The sequence below is a fragment of the Sporosarcina sp. 6E9 genome (assembly GCF_017921835.1).
Taxonomy (GTDB): domain Bacteria; phylum Bacillota; class Bacilli; order Bacillales_A; family Planococcaceae; genus Sporosarcina.
In genome coordinates this window covers 40,228-59,629 of record NZ_JAGEMN010000006.1, presented here as the reverse complement: position 1 = coordinate 59,629, position 19,402 = coordinate 40,228, and the positions used below count along the sequence as shown (strand labels likewise).

The window sequence follows — 19,402 nt, the reverse complement described above, 5'->3', positions numbered from 1 at the left end:
CTGTGAATGTATTGACAACATTTATTTCGACATCTTTATCTTTCAATAAATAGCAGCTGGTTCGAAGGCCTATTTGCTCTGATGCATTTTCACAAGTCCAAATGGTTACTTGCTCACCATCTTCTATTTTCAACAACTTTTGCAGAGATTCACAATACGCTGTTTGATCTTCGTCAAAATCCCCCCAATTCAACTCTGTGCGGAATGAAGATTTCAACCAATCAAAATGATGTATTATGCCACTTTCCTAATGAATATTGGTAATAGGTCCAACCGCAAAATCGACGGGGAATCCAATAACCTTACGATTTCGCTTACGTTTTACACTGCCCGTTGCAGCGTTTCCAAATACAAGATGAATCACAATATCCGCCTCCTATTCTATTGACTGCCATATCTCCATCTATCACTTAAGGGGTAATACAGGATCTTCTTCACTATATCTAGAGTACGTCGACTCTCCGATATTCATCTCCGAACATGTTTTGTCTTTACAGCTGAAAATATAGGATTGCTTATCGGTTCTTACCGACACGCCGTAATGAAACGGATATACGCCGCCCTTATTACGATCTACTCCTGTTGTAATGGCATAAACCTTTTCCGTTTCAGTAAGTTTTTGATAAGCATCGCTTTCTACAACGAGTTGTGTCATCTCACCTAAAATATCTTGATCCTCTAGGTTAGGTGTATACATGCCAACCCAAAAGTTTTTGCCTATAGCGTACACGTTGAAGCAAAGACTTATAATTAATAGCGTCCATAATATCCGCTTTTTCATTTAAAAACTTCCCCCTTTGATTTCCAGTCAATGGAATCCTTAATACATTAATGTTTTTAAAGAATTGAAACTTTGCCCGTCATAATCTAATTCTTTTACCAATCTACATATTCAACATTGGAATAAACAATACCTTTATACGCTATTAAATACACGTGCATGTTATCAAAGAATGCCCGCCCCCAATGAGGACAGGCATCTGTCATTTACTTCTTACAAACAGTACTTTATACCACTGATTCACCAAAAATGGCAGAAAGGACAAACAATAAATCATACTTAATTGTGAGCCTGTTAAATTTGCGACTTGAAACACGCCCGTAAGTGATGGCATAAATAATACTGCATGTAGACATACAAAACCGATTAAAAATGCTAGCCAAGTGTATTTATTCGAAAATATACCTATCGTGAAAATTGATTCTTTAGATCTGGAATTAAAGCCGTGAATTAATCTCGACAAGCATAATGTTGTAAATGCCATTGTACTTGCCGTTAGCGTATCTCCTGATGCCAATCCCATTCGAAAAGCAATAATCGTAGAGATGGCTATCAATGAACCTTCCAGCACTACTTGCGTAGTAAAAGACTTATTTAATAATGGCGTATGAATATCACGCGGCTTGTCCCTCATTGTTTTTTTATTATGCGGTTCTAGACCGATTGCAATCGCCGGCAAACTATCGGTCAGTAAGTTAATAAATAATAAATGCACGGGTGCAAAAGGAACGGGCAGACCTAATACCGTTGCATATAAAACAACAAATATGGCACCTGCATTCCCCGATAATAAGAATAGAATGGCGTTTTTAATGTTCGTGTACATACTTCTTCCATTCGAAATCGCTTTGACAATTGTGGAGAAATTATCATCCGTTAAGATCATAGAGGATGCATCTTTCGCTACCTCGGTACCGGTTATACCCATTGCGACGCCGATATCCGCTTGTTTTAAGGCCGGGCCATCATTGACACCATCTCCCGTCATCGCGACGACATTTCCTTTTTCCTGCCAAGCTTTAACGATACGAATCTTATGCTCTGGTGTGACGCGGGCATAGACTGAGATATCTTGAACCTTTTCTTGAAGTTGCTGATCCGTTAATCTTTCAATTTCATGACCTTCAATCGCTTCTAATGGATCTTTTAAAATACCAATTTGTTTGGCAATCGCGATTGCTGTTATTTTATGATCACCTGTAATCATAACGGGTTTAATACCGGCTTTTATACAACTTTCAACCGCTGTTCTCGACTCTTTTCTTGGTGGATCCATCATCGAAAGTAACCCGACAAAAATTAAATTACTTTCGTCTTTCGCATTGATTGTTTGATTTTTTCTAACCTCTTTGTAAGCAATTGCCAACACACGTAAACCATTCATCGAGAAGTTACGATTCACTTCTTCAATTTTTTTACGATGTTCGTTAGTTATCGCAAATATCCCTTTAGAAGTTTCGATTTTCACAACTTTAGGAAGAAGTACATCTACTGCCCCCTTAGTAATCATGTAAGACTTTTGTTCGAACTGATTCACTGTACTCATTAGTTTTCTGTCCGAATCAAAAGGGATTTCCGCCACCCGAGGATAATAATCTCTTACACCTAATTCGTCAATATTGTACTGCTTCCCCAATTTTACAAGCGCTAATTCAGTCGGGTCTCCGATTTCTTGATGATTTCTTTCAAAGGCATCATTGCATAAGAGGGCTTGTACGATAAGTTTTTTGACCATTGCATTTTCTGGCTGAAGCTGATTATGCAAGACGACTTTTTGATCGACAAAAACTTGTTGCACTTTCATTTTATTTTCGGTCAACGTCCCTGTTTTATCAGAACAAATCACAGATACACTACCCAGACTTTCGACAGCATAGAGCTTTCGGATAATGGCATTTTCCTTCGCCATTTTTTGAGTCCCAAAAGCCAATACAATGGTAATAATCGAACTGAGTGCTTCTGGAATCGCTGCAACGGCAAGCGAAACGGCAAACATGAACGATTCAACTAACTCGCGCCCTCTAATAAGATCAATCGTGAAAATGACGACACAAATCATCGTTATCCCTAAGGCTAATTTTTCACCAAAATTGTCTAGACTTACTTGGAGGGGTGTTTTCTTCTCTTTTGCAGTATCCAGTAAACTTGCAATTCTCCCGATTTCCGTTTTCATTCCAATCGCTGTCACAACCGCGGTACCGCGTCCATTTGCGACAAAACTTCCAGTGAAAACCATATTCTTTTTATCAGCAAAGGTCAGATGCTCTTCAATGATAGAGGCGGTATTTTTCTCCACAGCCAATGATTCACCGGTCAGAGAACTTTCATTTATTTGCAGACTGTGACTTTCTATTAATCTTCCATCTGCACTAATATAGTCGCCCGCCTCCAAATAAAGAATATCTCCTACCACTATATCTTCCGAAGAGATTTCCACTATCTGATTATTCCTTTTAACTTTTGCAATTGGAGAGGATAATGCTTTCAAATTATCCAAAGACTGTTCTGCCTTCACATGTTGTACGGTGCCTAGGACCGCATTTAACAGAACGACTATCAATATCACAATCGTGCTCGATACTTCTCCTAATAGAAATGAAATAGTAGCAGCAACCATTAATATAATGACTAATAAATCCTTAAATTGACCAAAGAATACCGCAAATGTGCTTGTCCTTTTTACTTCTTCCAATTCATTATAACCGTATAGCCTTTGTCTTTTTTCGACATCATATTCACTCAATCCTTCATTTGTCACGTCCAACATATCCATAACCTGAGTGGATGATTGTTGATGGTAATTTGGCATATGGCTTGTCCTTTCTTTTGAAAGTAATGAATTCATATAAATCGTGGCAATATGAAATACGTTCTTCATTTTCTTCGCGCTTGTATACTCTAACAATCATATTCCTGTTCCTAGTCAAGTATGATAATAATCAAATTAGAAATTGAATTATTTAATGGCGGGTTCCTTTGAATGATCCACTTATTCATGCAGCCCCCCTCTCACAGCACATTTCCTATTTAGACTTTCGAATAAAAAAACAGGTACCTCAAAAGTTTCATGTAAACAACTTTTGAGGTACCTGTCACTATAATTATAAAACTTCGTCGATATCCTATTGGTTTTTGTAGGCCGTTTAGGGCTAACAAAAACTAATGAAGATATAAGCACAACATTAAAACTCTATTCTAGTATGTATTAGAATAGAGTTTACACCACTTCATATCAAATTGACATACCTTCTTACAACAGCGTTTGTTCATGGAGCATTGCCGCAAAATATTTACGCGCTTCGGCGGTCAGAATCTGCAAACGAACTTCTTCCTGCCGTTCAAACTGGACAAACATCCCGCTTAAATTTTCGTACACAGAATGGACTTTATAGCCCCTGTCTAAATAGTCATCTACTTGTTTCATTTCGTCGATACTTAGTAAATGATCCGACATACGCACACCTCGCCTCTCTTATTAAGCACTTTTTTCTTCAATTTCTTGCTCGACGATTTTTTGCTCGACGATATCATCCCAATCGTGACCAGCTGTAATACCTAAATACCTGTCGTCACTAGGATCGTCTAGTTCGGCTTGCGGGTACTTTTTGAACCACCAATATTTCGCCAAGACATAGTACACGAGTGCCCCCACGAAAAATCCCACCAGTGAAGAATACGTTGGGAACATATTCGCTATGACACCACCAATCACCCAAGCGATTAACCCCGCCAAGTTAAAGCCATTCATATACTTATATTGGCCGTTTAACTCGTAAAGATCTTTTACGTTCACACGGCGTTTACGGATTAGATAATAATCCGCGAATAATATCCCCACAATTGCTGTTAAAATACCGCCAATGATTAATAACGCATTGACTAAGACGCCAAACAGGCTCCACGGCTGTGCTATAACCCCAATAATACCCGCGATTATAACAGCAGCCCAGAACGGCACTTTTGGACCACCAACGTTTGAGAAAATCGTTGCCGCAGGAATAACGTTTGCTGACGTATTGGTTGACCATTGCGCTAGCACAATCATAAGCAATAAAACCCCTAACACAATTCCACTTGCACTTTGCTGCAAGGCATTTATCGGATCAGCAGATGCCACTGCCATATAAGCCACTGCACCTATGGTTACGATAAATGTATTGGTAAGCGGCATTACGATTAAAGAGCCAACTAACTGCGTCTTATTGCGTTTGAACCAATTGCGTTCATTTTTAGGCGCTTTAAAGAAACGCGAAAGTGTCGGCATATCAGCTGCTAACGTTGCCCAAAACCCCATGTTCGCCATCATCACAACCATGAATGCTGTAAATGCCGCCATCCCTGTCGTCGGTGATTCCACCCAAGTCCACACATTTTTCCCTTCAGCCGTTGCATGATCGGCAAGCGTAATGTACATCCAGCACGATATTAAAATGATAACCGGCGCAGCAAAATCCGCAAAACGCTCAATGGATTTAATGCCGAGCGATGTGTTAAATAACTGAAATGCTGCAAAAACAAGGAAACATAAAAACCAATTATTAAAGTCGAATAATAAATTCAAAATCCCATTGATGGCCAATGCACCAAAATAGGTGTTAAGACCGAACCAACAAGAAGCTGTCACCCCGCGAACAAGCGATGGTATATGCGTGCCAAATGTGCCAAATGGGGCACGCATATAAACCGGGAAGGACAAGCCGTGCTCAATGCCAATATCACCGATTAACGTCATAAATACGCCGATTAAAATGGAACCTATCAATGTCGCTAAAATTACCATCGGCAATGATAAACTCATAATAGCTGATCCGCCAATTGCAAAGGCGGCTAATACGACGGCCATTCCTACCCAAATCACTGCAAAACCAAATGTCCCAATATTCCTTTGTTGATGTGTCACTGGAAGTAAATCTGGTGATTTTAAATAATCGCCACCATTCGCCATTCATGTCTCTCCCTTATAGTAGATTTCCAGTTAACGAACAAGCAATTGACCTCTTTTTATGGCTCTACACCAAAAACTGTACTTGAAAGCATTTTCCACTAAAGATGAAATTGTTTCATTTGGCATTGGCGTGGATGCTGTGCGACTTCTGGGAAACGCACAGCCGTATAGTAAATTACCTTACTTCTTTTATCGAGCAAAATTACTGATAAGTGATTGACGTTCGTTCCAAGTCATCGGTGCAATAGTGGACACTTTTTCGACCATTGAAATCGCACCGTCTACTGGGCAGACAATCGCGCATAAATTACAGCCTACACAGTCTTGTTCCCGCACCTTTAGCATCGGACGACCACTCTCTGTGTACAGGTCAATACATTGATGTGCCGTATCTTCACACGCAATATAGCATTTATTGCAATTAATACAAACATCATTATTAATTTCAGCAACAATATTGTAGTTTAAATCTAAGTCACCCCAGTCAGAATAACGATGGACCGATTGACCGACTATATCCATCGCTGTGGCAATGCCTTTCTCATCCAGATAATTATTAAGTCCATCAATCATATCTTCGACAATACTAAATCCATGGTGCATCGCTGCTGTACAGACTTGTATACCGGTTGCACCCATCAACATAAATTCCGCAGCATCCTGCCAATTTGAAATCCCACCAATGCCTGAAATCGGTACATTGACGAAAGGATTTCGCGCACATTCTGCTACCATATTTAGTGCAATTGGCTTGACGGCAGGCCCAGAATATCCGCCATGTGCCCCCTTCCCACCAACATGCGGTACTGTATTCCATGAATCTAAATCGACTCCCGCCAAGCTGTTGATCGTATTAATCATACTAACGGCATCTGCCCCACCACGCACTGCCGCTTCTGCCGTCATCGTAATATCCGTAATGTTTGGCGTTAGCTTGACAATCACAGGTGTGCGTGCAACTTCCTTCACCCAGTGCGTTTGCTTTTCAACCAATTCAGGGACTTGACCTGAAGCAGCCCCCATTCCACGTTCTGCCATCCCATGTGGACAACCAAAATTAAGCTCAAGACCATCAACCCCGACAGCTTCTACTTTTTTAACAATCTCATGCCACTTGTCCTGCTGTGGCTCCACCATTAATGAAGCGATAATGGCATGATCAGGAAACCTTTTTTTCGTTTCAAGAATTTCCTGTAAATTAACCTCTAACGGACGATCCGTAATGAGCTCAATATTATTAAAGCCCGCTACTCTCTGTCCGTTAAAGCTAACAGCCGCAAAGCGCGATGAAACATTTAAAATTGGTTCGCCCAATGTCTTCCAAACCGCTCCACCCCAGCCCGCTTCAAATGCACGTTGCACTTGATAGCCCGAATTTGTCGGTGGTGCTGATGCTAACCAAAATGGATTCGGTGATTTAATGCCCGCTAAGTCAATTCGTAAGTCTGCCATGCTACATTCCCCCCTATGCGATCCCGCTCGGTTTTCTTAAACGCTCGTGAATGATGTAAGCAGCATCTTTACCTTGCTGTGCAGCTGTTACCACCATTGCTTCCCCTTGGCCATTGCCAAACACGACATCCCCACAGGCAAACACCTTGTCATTTGATGTTTGCATTGTCGTTTCGTCAATGTCTACTACTCCGTCCGTATGCTGCAATCCAAATGCTTCAATTAGCGGGACAAAGCGCGTTTGTCCAATTGCTTTAATGACCGCGTCCACCTCTATAACAAACTCAGATCCCTCTATTACTTCAGGTCGTTGCCTGCCGTCTGCACCCGCCTCTCCAAGCTTCATCTTGACGCATTCAAGTCCCACTACTTTCCCTGCATCATCACCGATAATTTGTTTCGGCGCGGTCAGCCACTTAAATCCAACGCCATCCTGCTTTGCAAATTCATATTCAAATTGGTAGGCAGTCATTTCTTTTTCTGTTCTTCTATAAAGAATGTCTACTTGGTCCGCACCTAGTCGCACAGCACAGGTTGCACCATCAATGGCTGTGTTACCAGCACCGATGACCGCAACACGTTTACCGACTAAGTCTTCTGTCAGTGCACCCATTTTCGTGTGCTTTACAAACTCAATGGCATCATGGACGCCAACTAGTTCCTCACCTTTAATGCCAAGATTAGGCACTGATCCCATACCAACCGCTAAAATAACGCTGTCATATTGCGCTAAAATTTCCTCACTTGAAATATCTACGCCTACGGTTGTGTTTGTTTTAATATCCACACCGAGCTTAACAACTTGTGCAACTTCCCAATCCACTACATCATTCGGTAGTCGAAATGACACGATTCCGTAGTTACCCAAGCCACCCGCCTTTGCTTCAGCTTCAAAAATTGTGACACTATAGCCAAGACGACTAAGCTCACGCGCTGCCGATAAACCAGCTGGTCCAGCGCCAACAATCGCTACCGTTTGTCCATTTGTTTGGCCCTTTTTAAATAGCTCGACGTCTGACTCCATTGCCCAATCTGTTGCATAACGTTGCAAGTGACCGATTTTAATAGGCTTTGTGGAGGAATGTAACACACATGCCCCTTCACATAATTCCTCGGTTGGACATACTCGTGCACAGCTTGCACCAACTGGATTGGCCTCCATAATCGTCATGGCCGAACCTTTCATATTACCGGAAGCAATTTTTTTAATGAAATTCGGAATTTGAATACTTGTGGGACATGCTGTAATACAAGGTGCGTCATAGCAGTACAGACATCGATTCGCCTCTTCTAGCGCTTCATTTTTTGTCATCCTGCTATTCATTTCCACAAAATTTCGTTCGAGTTGCGAAGTCATTGAAACATTCCCCCTCATGGATTGATGTTTACACGCTGACTGTTTGTACAGTCGCCGGCTGTAGTGCACGCTTGATATATTTACCGCTGCCTAATGCTCCTACAAATCGTTTGTTTTTAATGACGTATTCACCACGTACAAGTACACTGATAGGTTCTCCAGTTACTTCCCAGCCCTCATACGCGTTGTAGTCTACATTCATATGGTGGGTGTCGGCTGAAATTTTTCGTTTTACCGTAGGATCAAAAATTACGATATCCGCATCAGAACCAATAGCAATCGTTCCTTTTTGTGGATATAAGCCGAAAATTTTTGCGGCACTCGTCGAAATCATATCGACAAAGTCATTGATGGAAATTCGCCCTTTCGCTACACCTTCAGAAAATAAAATGCTGAAACGATCTTCGATAAATGGTCCACCATTTGGAATTTTAGAAAAGTCATTTAACCCTAATTGCTTTTTCCCATTAAAGCTAAATGAACATTGGTCCGAACCAATTGTTTGAAGTTGCTTGGCTTTTAACGCATTCCACAAATGCTCTTGATGATATTTCGGGCGAAGTGGTGGTGACCACACATATTTCGCACCCTCGAAGCCTAGCTGTGCTAACGCCGACTGATCAAGCGTTAAATAAGGTGGACATGTTTCTCCGTATACGTCATAGCCCTTTTCACGAGCTGCGATAATTTCATCTAGTGCCTCTTTACACGTCACATGTACAACATAAAGCTTTGCGCCTGCGATATGCGCTAATTCAATGGCCCGTTTCGTCGCCTCACCCTCTAATTCTGCGGGACGCGTCAGCGCGTGATAAATTGGCGCCGTCTGACCGGCTTGCTTCGCCTCCGTTACTAATTCGTCGATGACTGAGCCATTTTCACAGTGCACCATGACAACAGCGCCTATGTCTTTTGCGATTTTAAAGGCTTTGAACAGCGTACGATCTGAGGCCTGGAATTCTTTCGCGTAAGCCATGAACACCTTGACAGACGTAATCCCTTCCCGCTCTAGTAACAACGGTAACTCTGCCTCTGTTTCAGGCGTTAAATCACTAATCATTAAATGAAAGCCGTAATCAATAGCTGATTTTCCCTTTGCTTTTTCATGCCACTTTTCCACAGCCGTAGTAAGTTTTTCTTCACCCGCAGATAAGCAAAAATCTAAAATGGTTGTCGTCCCACCGAAGGCAGCCGCAATTGTACCCGACTTCCAATCATCGTCTGTCACCGTGTTGTTGAACGGCATATCCAAATGCGTATGCGGATCAATTCCCCCAGGCATTACGTATTTACCCGTTGCATCTAAAATTTCCGCTCCGTCAGTTGATAAATTTTTACCGATTTGCACGATTTTTCCGTTCTCTATTAAAATATCTGCCTCATACATATCTGAAGCTGTCGCAATAAGTCCACCTGTAATTACTTTTTTCACACTACCCTCACCCTTCGTTTATTAATGTAAAATTTGTAGAAATACTTTTAATATGATGGCTCATCGTCAAGACGGAAAGCTTGATATGCACTTTATCGTCAACGCTAACTTAGTGATGAACCAATGTGCTAGCGAGATATAGTCTTCTAGTCTGCACTCATCATGAGTTTAGTGTGTATTTTTCACCCATGCTGAACTTCGTTTCCAGTGTCAACACGGTTTCCAGTAACACGTCTGCTCCCTTTGCACAGTCTTCAAATGTTGTTTCTTCCTCCTCGCAATGACTTTTCCCCCTGATACTTGGAACAAAAATCATTGCCGAGGGGATGAAGCTTGAAATATACTGTGCATCGTGCCCCGCCCCACTGAACATTCGATGGGAGGAATAACCAAAGTCACGGCATGATTTTTCTACTTCATTACAAATATCCGCATCAAAAAATACCGTATCCCGCCCCCATAGCTTGTTCGGGCGAATGTGGCAACCCTCTTCCTCTGAAGCTAAACCTGTCAATAGCTTCTCCACTTTGCGCATCACTGCTGGATCTTGATGACGTGAATCCAAGGTAAATACTACTTCCTTTGGAATGACTGTATGAATATTAGGTGCCACGTGCATACGCCCAAATGTGAAAACAAGCTCTTCGTCAATTTTGCCCAACTGCTCATGCAAAGACGAAATTATACGAGATGCTACAATCATTGGATCTTTACGCATCGACATCGGCGTTGTGCCAGCGTGATTTGATTCACCTGTCACGGTAATTTCATAGCACACCATGCCTAAAACGCCTTCGACAACCCCAATTTCGCATTGCTTTGCTGCTAATACCGGTCCTTGTTCAATATGCAGCTCAATATAAGCAAGGGCTTCTGTTAAACGGTTTTCTTGCTCCCCCGCGTAGCCACTTGCCTGTAATGCTTCTTGAAAAGTAATTCCATTTTTATCGAGAGACTTCTGCATTTTCTCTTTAGTGAATTTTGAAGCAATGACACCCGAACTCATCATCGCTGGATCAAAGCGCGCACCTTCTTCGTTCGTAAAATTCACAAGCATTAATGGGGTATCGAGCTCAATATCGTTTTCCTTTAACGTTTGTATCGCTTCTATTGCTGTTAAAATACCTAAGACGCCATCAAACCTGCCACCTTTTTCAACCGAGTCTAAATGTGATCCCATTACAATTGGTGGGAATTCTTTTTTTCCTGGTAGAATCGCATAGATATTTGCCATATCATCTACTTGAATGCTCATACCTAACCCTTTACATATTTCACAAAAATAGTCTCTCGCTAATAGATCCTCTTTTGATAGCGACAAACGGGTGACGCCTCCATTGGCAGTTGCACCAAATTGACTAAACTGTTCAATTAAACCCTGCAATCGACTACTATTACATTTATACATATGCAAGTCCTCTCTTTCACAGTTATCGAAAAGTAGTTTCTTGTGAAGATTCAAAATTAATAGTTATCTAAAAATGGTTGTCTATTAGAATTGTAAAATAGAAAAGATTCAAAAGATATGGATTAGTGACTAAAAAAACATGTGCAAGTGCACATGTTTTATGGTACGTTATTTATATAGTAAGGAGGGGCTGTTATGGCGACGATTCGTAATATCGTAGAGGGCGCACTATTCCCAATGCTGACATTAGTAGCTGGACAAAGCGGTATGTATCGAAGGGTTAGGGGTATTAACGTAGTAGAAAGCATTGATTTAATCATGTTTTGCCGACCAAATGAATTAGTTGTGACAACAGGCATTAACTTTCCACATCAAAATACCTCATTAAAACAACTCGTTAAATTGGCTTACACTAAAAAAATAGCTGGTTTTATTGTGAATACGGGACCTTATATTCCTGACATTCCTGAATCGGTCATCTCGTTTGCCAATGAGCATGAATTGCCCATTTTTCAAATGTCTTGGGATTATCGTATAGCTGATCTTTTAAAAACGACATTTCAATTTATCTCCAATCACGAGCAAGAACACTCCACCGAAGACCAAGTCCTTTACAACTCACTGTTTCACTACAAACAGCACGCCGATTCCACAAGGAAAAATTTAATGCAACTCGGATTTCCACAAAGCGCAGAATTGGCCATCATCACTTGTACAACAACAGATGCATGCAGTAACATTGATAGTTATGAGATCCTCATTCAGTTCGCATTCCAAAATAGATATAAACGCTTTTTAAGACTCAAGCACAAAAATCACCTTATCTACCTTATCAACCGAACACAAATCACTACCTCTAATAGCACCTTCTCAAAAACAGTTGAAGACATCTACGACAAAATCACCCAGAAAAACGGCAACTTAAATGTCATCATCGGCAAAGGAAACTTTTATGAAGACTACGGAAACATCAATAAAAGCTACGAGGAATCACTCACTGTCATTCAATTAGCACAGTTGCACAACAACCGATTCTTATACAAATATAAAGAAATTGGTGCCTACAAAATTATTATGGGCGTGCAAAATCGGACATTAATTGAATCCTTTAAACAGGATATGCTTGGACAGCTTTATCGATATGATGCTTTGCACAACACTGATTACGTGACATTTTTACGTATTTTCCTTGAAGAAAACGGTAGTACAAGTAAAATTAGCAAGCGTCTATTCATTCATCGCAACACTGTCCTATATAAAATCAAAAAGGTAGAACGACTATTAGATATGGACGCCACCAATCCTTTCACAAAAACCAATTTGTATATGGCCTTTTTAATAGAAGATGTTTTGACACATCAATAATTATGCGTTATAGGAATGGACTTTCACTCACTGTAGCAGATGTACTGACGAAAAAGTTATTCAGTAGCGCGAAGCTTCTTGCTGGTGCTCAGGTACAAATCAATGTCATCAAATGGGTTCATATCGTCGAAAATATGGATGCGGCCAAATTGTTAAAAGGCAATGAATTAATTTTGACGACTATCGCATATGCTCTTAGATAAAAACAGGGCACCTCTTGTCCGTTATTGAACAAGGGCGCCCTATCTCTTTATCAATTTTAGATTCTTATCCCAAGCGCAGAGCAAAACTTCATAGCACTTTCCCGTTACCCTAACGGCTTCTTTTTGAAAAAAGTTTTTTCTTTATGTTTAAGTAGTTTTCCATTTCAAAAATTAAGTAAAATAGATTCGCCCGTACTTCAAATTCTTCTCTGGTCTGCGGCAACTCCGTCTCACGGATCGATGCTTTTAATTCCTCTAACTCTTTTAATGAGATGTCGGTTGTATTTCCGGAATGGACTTTCTGACTTAAATTCTCCAAGAACTCAGCAAACATTTCTTTCTGTTTGACAGGTAGGCTCGAGGAAGAGACAATCGCAATGATTTTCATCATATGTTTTAGAAGCTCAAGTTGATTCTCTCGCATTTCCAAATAATAATAATCTTTATTTTGCTTTCGTAACAGATGATTTTCTACATCTTGAACAGCGATGCTCTTAGATTGATTGATTGTATCTTCTACCTCAAGTATTTCTTTCCCATCCCAGTTTCGCTTACTATCCCTTAAATGTGCAGAGAATTCATAAAGAATAACTTCAAACTTTTGTTCAATCTTCTGCTTAAAGGTTTCAATATCTTGCTTGAAATTTGGCATGAAACTGTTAACCAGAAGCGCAATTCCCATACCAATGAGAATAATGTAGAACTCGTTCAAAAACATAGCCCAGTTCGCATTCTTTACCGTATAAACATGTAATACGACGACCATGCTTGTGACAAAACCGTCTTGGATACCTAATCTTACAAGGATAGGTACAAATAATAAAATGAAAATGGCAAAAACAATGGGGTAATAACCCAATACCTCAAAAAATAAAGCGCCAAGAATCAAAGATAATAAAGAGGCAAGGAATTTTTTATTCATTGTGATTAATGTCTTTTTCTTCGTTTTCTCGATACACATAATAACGATAATGGCAGCGAATGTTGCAAATTCTAAATCCAATAAACTCGCAATCCAAATTGCCAGCCCTGCTCCTACAGCTGTCTTTATCGTTCGATAGCCCATACCAATCACAGCAGCACCATCCAATTATTTTATATGTAAATTCATTTAAGTAAATCTTTTCGGGTACCTCTACGAATACCTCTATTGAATACCTCTTTTGGTACCTGTGCAAGACACTATTCAGTCAATACACTACAATTGCATAAAGCTAAATAAGGATACCGTCGATACGCACTTCTCCGATATCCTTTTGGATGTTTATCCGAATTTTTGAATTGTCATAAGTGCACCTTGCACAGGTACCAATATCAAGTTAAAGAACTTCTATCGTTGCTGTAATCTCGATTCCGTTCAATGCTTGTGTAGCTAATTTATCTGCTTCTGTATTCCCTTTGCGAGATACTAACTCATACTCTGGTGTAATTCCCAGGGCTTTCATTTTCGCTTCGATTCGGTCTGCCCAAGTGTACAGGTTTTGTTCGATTGCTGGCCATTCCTCGGTTAAATGATTGATGACAACCCGAGAATCCCCAATAATTTTGACAGAAGTATGGTGGACATTTAAATTTTCAAGTTCTTTTATGCAAAGATGAAGTGCTGCGTATTCCGCTTCGTTATTCGATGTGAGTTCCAAAACAGATGCGTTTTGCCTGAGTCTGTAAGATTTTCCATTTTGATCATAATAAATGACGCAACCCAATCCAGATCCCTTTGTAGTTTGGTCGAAACCGCCATCGAAATAGACCGTAATATTATGCGGCTCTGTTTTGATTTCTTTTAAAAAGCTTTTCATTTGCTTGACCGTCCACGTGTTTTCGTGTTGATCGATAAACTTCAAGCTTTTCGTACGTCCCGTCTTCTCCAAGTCTTCTGCTATGAGCATGGCATGGGCTGCTTTCATTTCATCCGAATGAAAGACAGTTTCCGTTCCTCTAGGAGTTCGGTAACGCCATTCGATTATAACCTTCATCGCAATTCCTCCAACTTAGTTTGTCCCTGTAGTGTACCTAATGCGACGCTCTTTTAGAAGTCAACTCGACATAACAAGCCTATTCATGTTTTGAAGCCGATTACTTGTTTTTATTCCTGGCCCAATTATAAATAATATTTTCATTTGTTTTTTCCTCATTCAGATCAACTGAAAAGCAGAAGCTCAAATTTTTGTCTACATTTAACTTTTGATATAGTTCAGGCCGAAGAAGTCTAGTTTTGTTATCATTATACAGGCTCCGTTGCCCTAATGTTCCATCTGCTTTTATAGGATTTCTCCTTACGGCATAGCAATATTGTTTATTTGGGTTTTCTGCATCGCTTTGGTTAAGTGAACGAACCATAGCTTCTTTTTGGATATTCGACTTAGTTTCAATCACTTTAGAAGGGATAAATGTTGATAATTGTTGATTAAATTGTCGAAGTATATTCCCGATATTTTCTGTATACTCAATATTAAAATATTCTCTTAACGTTTTGGGTTCAACAAAAAGCTTTACTGAATTTGCAGGAACTAGTAAATTATCATCAAAGTCTCCTTGCTTTAAAAACTCGATTTTTAACAGTGCATATTCAGGTCTTGCTTCGTCATCTTCATATAATTTTATCAGTACTACAAAATCTATCTGTTTATATTTAAATAGGAAAGACTCAATACACCAACCTTTTTCTTCCATATCTTTTTTTAAGGGCTTTAAATTATCAAAAACATTCGCCATAATATTAACTCCCCCCACAACGTATTATAAAAAGTAGCATAAATATAGTATCTATAACCTCAAACAATAAAATTAGTTAATAATGAACTTTCGACACATCATGACCTGTATTAAAAAAACTTAAATCAATCAAAGTTATCAAGCAATGCACGCACTTCATCTGTTGACGCTGTACTCATCATTTCATGTCTTAATTCTGCAGCGCCACGAAAGCCGCGCACGTATATCTTGAAGAAGCGATGAAGTGTTTTGAATGGACGTGATAACTCTTCTGAATATTTATCATAAAGGTCTAGTTGTAATCTTAAGAGATCAAGATATTCCTCACTACTGTGTTCTCTCGGCTCTTTTTCAAAAGCAAAAGGATTATGAAAAATACCGCGGCCAATCATAACCCCATCAACACCGTACTTTTCGACGAGTTGCATACCAGTTTGACGGTCAGGTATATCCCCATTGATGGTCAAAAGCGTATCGGGCGCTATTTGATCGCGAAGTTTCTTAATCTTCGGAATCAGTTCCCAATGCGCATCGACTTTGCTCATTTCTTTTCGCGTACGCAGGTGAATAGAAAGATTAGCGATGTCTTGTTTAAATATGTGCGTTAGCCAGTCATGCCATTCGTCTAAATCGCTGTAACCAAGCCTTGTCTTCACACTGACAGGCAGACCACCTGCTTTTGAGGCTTGTATGATTTCTGCTGCAACTTCTGGACGTAGTATAAGGCCACTTCCCTTCCCTTTCGATGCCACATTAGGCACAGGACAGCCCATATTAATATCCAGACCTTGAAATCCTAGTTTCGCCATGCCAATACTCATTTCCCTAAAGTGTTCAGGCTTATCGCCCCATATATGAGCGACTATTGGCTGTTCGTCTTCTGTAAAAGTCAAACGTCCACGTACACTTTCTTTTCCCTCCGGATGACAATAACTCACCGTGTTTGTAAACTCTGTAAAAAACACATCAGGTCTAGCTGCTTCACTGATTACATGACGAAAAACAACATCCGTTACATCTTCCATCGGTGCCAGTATAAAAAACGGTCGTGGTAAATCACGCCAAAAATTATTTTTCATATCAAATTCGAATCCTTTCATAATTGGACACTGGGTCAAACCACTATCCCAAGTCAAGATGTTCCTGCTCATATTATACTGATCAATTACATAAGTAACTTCTTTTTTACACTAAAAACGCTGTAACTATAATAAAAAAAACAGCCGAAGCTGCTCTTTTCAAATTCAATTTGTTAAATTAAAGTGGTAACATTATTTTACCAAATTCGTTATTAATAACCTGTGCAAGGCCTGTATACATAGCTGAAATTCCGCATACGATTCCTACCCAGCCGGCTACAATCTGTATTGAATGAATGCCAGTGAAATCTGCAATTGATAATAGTAAAAATAACATTGTCAAAGTCAGAAATACCAGCTGTAATGAGCGATTATGCTTCAGTGTACCTACAAACATCATGAATGTAAAGATACCCCAAAGCAGAAGATAGAACCCCATGCTCTTATCATCTGCAGCTGCAATTTCACTAAATGGATTGATCCATATGATGATTAAAGACCACCAGAAAAAGCCATAAGCAGTAAAGGCAGTTGCACCAAATACGTTGTTTTTCTTATATTCCATGATACCGGCTATTATCTGTGCAGCGCCGCCTAGCGCGAAACCCATTGCAACAATTACAATTGAAAGCGGTATGATATCCGCATTATGTAAGTTCAAGAGCACAGTCGTCACGCCGAATGCGAACAGCCCTAGTGGAGCTGGATTTGCAATCGTCGATTGAATGTTTTCGTTTGCCATGTTGATGTTGATGCCTCCATATTATTTATCAAAACTATAAGAGTATATCGTAAAACAATCGCCTTTACAAATAATATGAAAGTAGGTACCTGTGCAAGAAACTATTCAGTTTATACACTACAATTGCATAATATGATGACTAGACCCTGATTATACAACACTTTTCCAATACTCTATTGGCTTTTTATTCAAGTACACGAATTGTCATAATTGCACCATGCACAGGTACCTTTATCACGTTACGATCTTCTTTAGAAGAAACCCAATCTCATACTTGATTCCAAGTAAAAAATCTCTCACTCTTATGCGCCGCCCTTAAGATGGACATCAAAGAAAATGAAAGATGTTATTAATTATGATGGGGATTTCACTTGTACTTGTTTTTTTAATTCCTCAATAATTGTTGGTTGAAAGGATAATTGTTCACTTTGAAGAATTACTTGATAGGCCTCAACGAATCTTTCTTCACTCATCAATTCATGATAGCTAGAGATTTCGTCTACCCATTTCTGGACAAATACTACATTCCCATATGGCTCTTGTTTCGTTAATTCTAAAGATTTATTTGCCATTTCCAAGGCTTCTTTTGAATCAAAGATTGTTAGCAAATAGGATAGGTTGAGAAAACCGGCAGCTTCCTCAGGATTTATGCTAATCACTTTTCGTCTAGCATTGAGTGCTTCATCCCATTTCATTTGTTCTTCAAGAATCAATGCGTATTGATGCCACGCTATACTTTCATTTGGATGTTTCTTGGTTATTTCTTTATAAAGTTTTTCAGCAGTTTCAATGTCCGATTCTTGCGACCAAGCAATCCATGCTTTTTGTAAATCTTTCTCCACTGAAAAAATAGTTTCGTTTAATGTACTTAATTGCAATCCCGTTATTTGGTCAAAGGATCGCTCAAATGAACCAGTTTTCTTTTGCTGAAGGAGAATAGTCGATAAATCCTTTACGTCTCCTTGGTGTTCTACTATATATCCAATTGCCCTTTTGGCTAAATAATAGACATCCGTCTTTTCAGATGCAGCATTCCACTTTTTTGATGTGTGTAGGTCTGTATATTTTAAACTGGTGTCTATTTTTCCGGGAATTGAAATTGTATCTACAATCTCATAATGAAAAAGTTCACATATTCCTTCTTTATACCAAGCAGGTATATCATTATCATTTAGTCCTTCTTCCATTATAAATAAATCAATGAGATAATGGCTATATTCATGTGCAAATGTACCAATCATAAATGACTTATCATCATCGAAACTTTCTCTCTCCTGATAAACCATTGCTCTTTTATTTCTTGAGTCATAGGATCCACCGACTGTTTCAGTAGATAATGGGTTCAACTGTATGTACTCTTTAGAATTACGAAGAGCAATCACTTCTAGTTTTTCAGTCTTCGTAATCTCCCGTCCGAAAACTTCTTTTTCAAGTTCAGTCATACTTTCCATTGTATGAATAATTTCATACACTGGTTTCTCCGTATCTGGATGATATCGAAACGTTATATGACCATGCTCTAAAACAGGATAATCCCCTATAACCTTTTGCAATTCCTCACTTGCGACTACTTTTTCTTGAAGTAGTTTCATTTTTCCACTTGCAGACAAATCTCCATACGTATCATATATCACATAGTTTAAAAAACACATTACGCATAATAGCGTGCTCGTCACTACTAAATATGAAATGGCTAACGAAACGTTAAACCTACCATTCATTTTTAATAACTTAATTTCGCCATTTATTAAACCGATTATTGTCACTATAAACAAGACAAATAAAAAAATTAAACCTGATAATAAAACGATTATTCCTTCGATATTATTTACAAACAGAAAGATAACGCCTGATAATAAAGCTGTTAATACTAAACAAGAAAACGTAATAAGAACACTTTTTATTTTCCTCAATAAGTCACTC

General features: G+C 39.4%; 16 protein-coding genes and 1 pseudogene. 2 read left to right on the top strand and 15 right to left on the bottom strand.

Annotated elements, in window-relative coordinates; translation table 11 throughout:
* Positions 1-19: 19 nt before the first annotated feature.
* The 9 genes and pseudogenes from J4G36_RS18590 to J4G36_RS16565 all read right to left on the bottom strand — a co-directional run.
* Positions 20-364: pseudogene (locus tag J4G36_RS18590) on the bottom strand (DUF1835 domain-containing protein); the annotation flags it as partial.
* 42 nt (positions 365-406) lie between these two features.
* Positions 407-781, bottom strand: coding sequence for a hypothetical protein (locus J4G36_RS16600; RefSeq protein ID WP_210471522.1), 375 nt, complete (start codon positions 779-781; stop codon positions 407-409).
* 202 nt (positions 782-983) lie between these two features.
* Positions 984-3,590, bottom strand: a complete 2,607-nt coding sequence (locus J4G36_RS16595) for a cation-translocating P-type ATPase (protein WP_210471614.1) — start codon at positions 3,588-3,590, stop codon at positions 984-986.
* A gap of 441 nt (positions 3,591-4,031) precedes the next feature.
* On the bottom strand, positions 4,032-4,235 hold the full coding sequence (locus tag J4G36_RS16590) for a hypothetical protein (RefSeq protein ID WP_210471612.1): 204 nt from the start codon (positions 4,233-4,235) through the stop codon (positions 4,032-4,034).
* Positions 4,236-4,256: 21 nt separating this feature from the next.
* Positions 4,257-5,726 (bottom strand): NCS1 family transporter, encoded by a 1,470-nt coding sequence (locus tag J4G36_RS16585; protein WP_210471521.1) that lies wholly within the window; start codon positions 5,724-5,726, stop codon positions 4,257-4,259.
* Positions 5,727-5,915: 189 nt separating this feature from the next.
* Positions 5,916-7,178 carry an NAD-dependent dihydropyrimidine dehydrogenase subunit PreA gene (gene preA, locus J4G36_RS16580; protein ID WP_210471520.1) on the bottom strand — a complete coding sequence of 421 codons (1,263 nt, stop codon included), beginning with the start codon at positions 7,176-7,178 and terminating at the stop codon, positions 5,916-5,918.
* Positions 7,179-7,191: 13 nt separating this feature from the next.
* Entirely contained in the window at positions 7,192-8,535 is a 1,344-nt protein-coding gene (locus tag J4G36_RS16575) for an NAD(P)-dependent oxidoreductase (RefSeq protein WP_246880682.1), read from the bottom strand.
* A 28-nt stretch (positions 8,536-8,563) separates the two neighbouring features.
* Positions 8,564-9,967: a dihydropyrimidinase gene (gene hydA, locus J4G36_RS16570; RefSeq protein ID WP_210471518.1), complete on the bottom strand. Its 1,404-nt coding sequence runs from the start codon at positions 9,965-9,967 to the stop codon at positions 8,564-8,566.
* A gap of 160 nt (positions 9,968-10,127) precedes the next feature.
* A complete protein-coding gene (locus J4G36_RS16565) occupies positions 10,128-11,375 on the bottom strand; it encodes a Zn-dependent hydrolase (protein WP_210471517.1) in 1,248 nt (415 codons plus the stop codon).
* 195 nt (positions 11,376-11,570) lie between these two features.
* On the opposite strand from J4G36_RS16565, the gene J4G36_RS16560 reads away from it, so the two are divergent.
* Both J4G36_RS16560 and J4G36_RS16555 read left to right on the top strand, forming a co-directional pair.
* Entirely contained in the window at positions 11,571-12,740 is a 1,170-nt protein-coding gene (locus J4G36_RS16560) for a PucR family transcriptional regulator (RefSeq protein ID WP_210471516.1), read from the top strand.
* Positions 12,741-12,742: 2 nt separating this feature from the next.
* A complete protein-coding gene (locus J4G36_RS16555) occupies positions 12,743-12,943 on the top strand; it encodes a PucR family transcriptional regulator ligand-binding domain-containing protein (protein WP_210471515.1) in 201 nt (66 codons plus the stop codon).
* A gap of 109 nt (positions 12,944-13,052) precedes the next feature.
* On the opposite strand, the gene J4G36_RS16550 is transcribed toward J4G36_RS16555, so the two are convergent.
* The 6 genes from J4G36_RS16550 to J4G36_RS16525 form a co-directional block, all read right to left on the bottom strand.
* On the bottom strand, positions 13,053-14,033 hold the full coding sequence (locus J4G36_RS16550) for an aromatic acid exporter family protein (RefSeq protein WP_210471514.1): 981 nt from the start codon (positions 14,031-14,033) through the stop codon (positions 13,053-13,055).
* Between the two features lie 229 nt (positions 14,034-14,262).
* Positions 14,263-14,919, bottom strand: coding sequence for a reverse transcriptase-like protein (locus J4G36_RS16545; protein ID WP_210471513.1), 657 nt, complete (start codon positions 14,917-14,919; stop codon positions 14,263-14,265).
* A gap of 100 nt (positions 14,920-15,019) precedes the next feature.
* A complete protein-coding gene (locus J4G36_RS16540) occupies positions 15,020-15,658 on the bottom strand; it encodes a DUF6037 family protein (protein WP_210471512.1) in 639 nt (212 codons plus the stop codon).
* Positions 15,659-15,783: 125 nt separating this feature from the next.
* A complete protein-coding gene (locus tag J4G36_RS16535; protein ID WP_210471511.1) occupies positions 15,784-16,758 on the bottom strand; it encodes a tRNA dihydrouridine synthase in 975 nt (324 codons plus the stop codon).
* 157 nt (positions 16,759-16,915) lie between these two features.
* Positions 16,916-17,479: an acetate uptake transporter gene (locus J4G36_RS16530; RefSeq protein WP_210471510.1), complete on the bottom strand. Its 564-nt coding sequence runs from the start codon at positions 17,477-17,479 to the stop codon at positions 16,916-16,918.
* Between the two features lie 353 nt (positions 17,480-17,832).
* Positions 17,833-19,392 carry a collagenase gene (locus tag J4G36_RS16525; RefSeq protein ID WP_210471509.1) on the bottom strand — a complete coding sequence of 520 codons (1,560 nt, stop codon included), beginning with the start codon at positions 19,390-19,392 and terminating at the stop codon, positions 17,833-17,835.
* Positions 19,393-19,402: the final 10 nt, after the last annotated feature.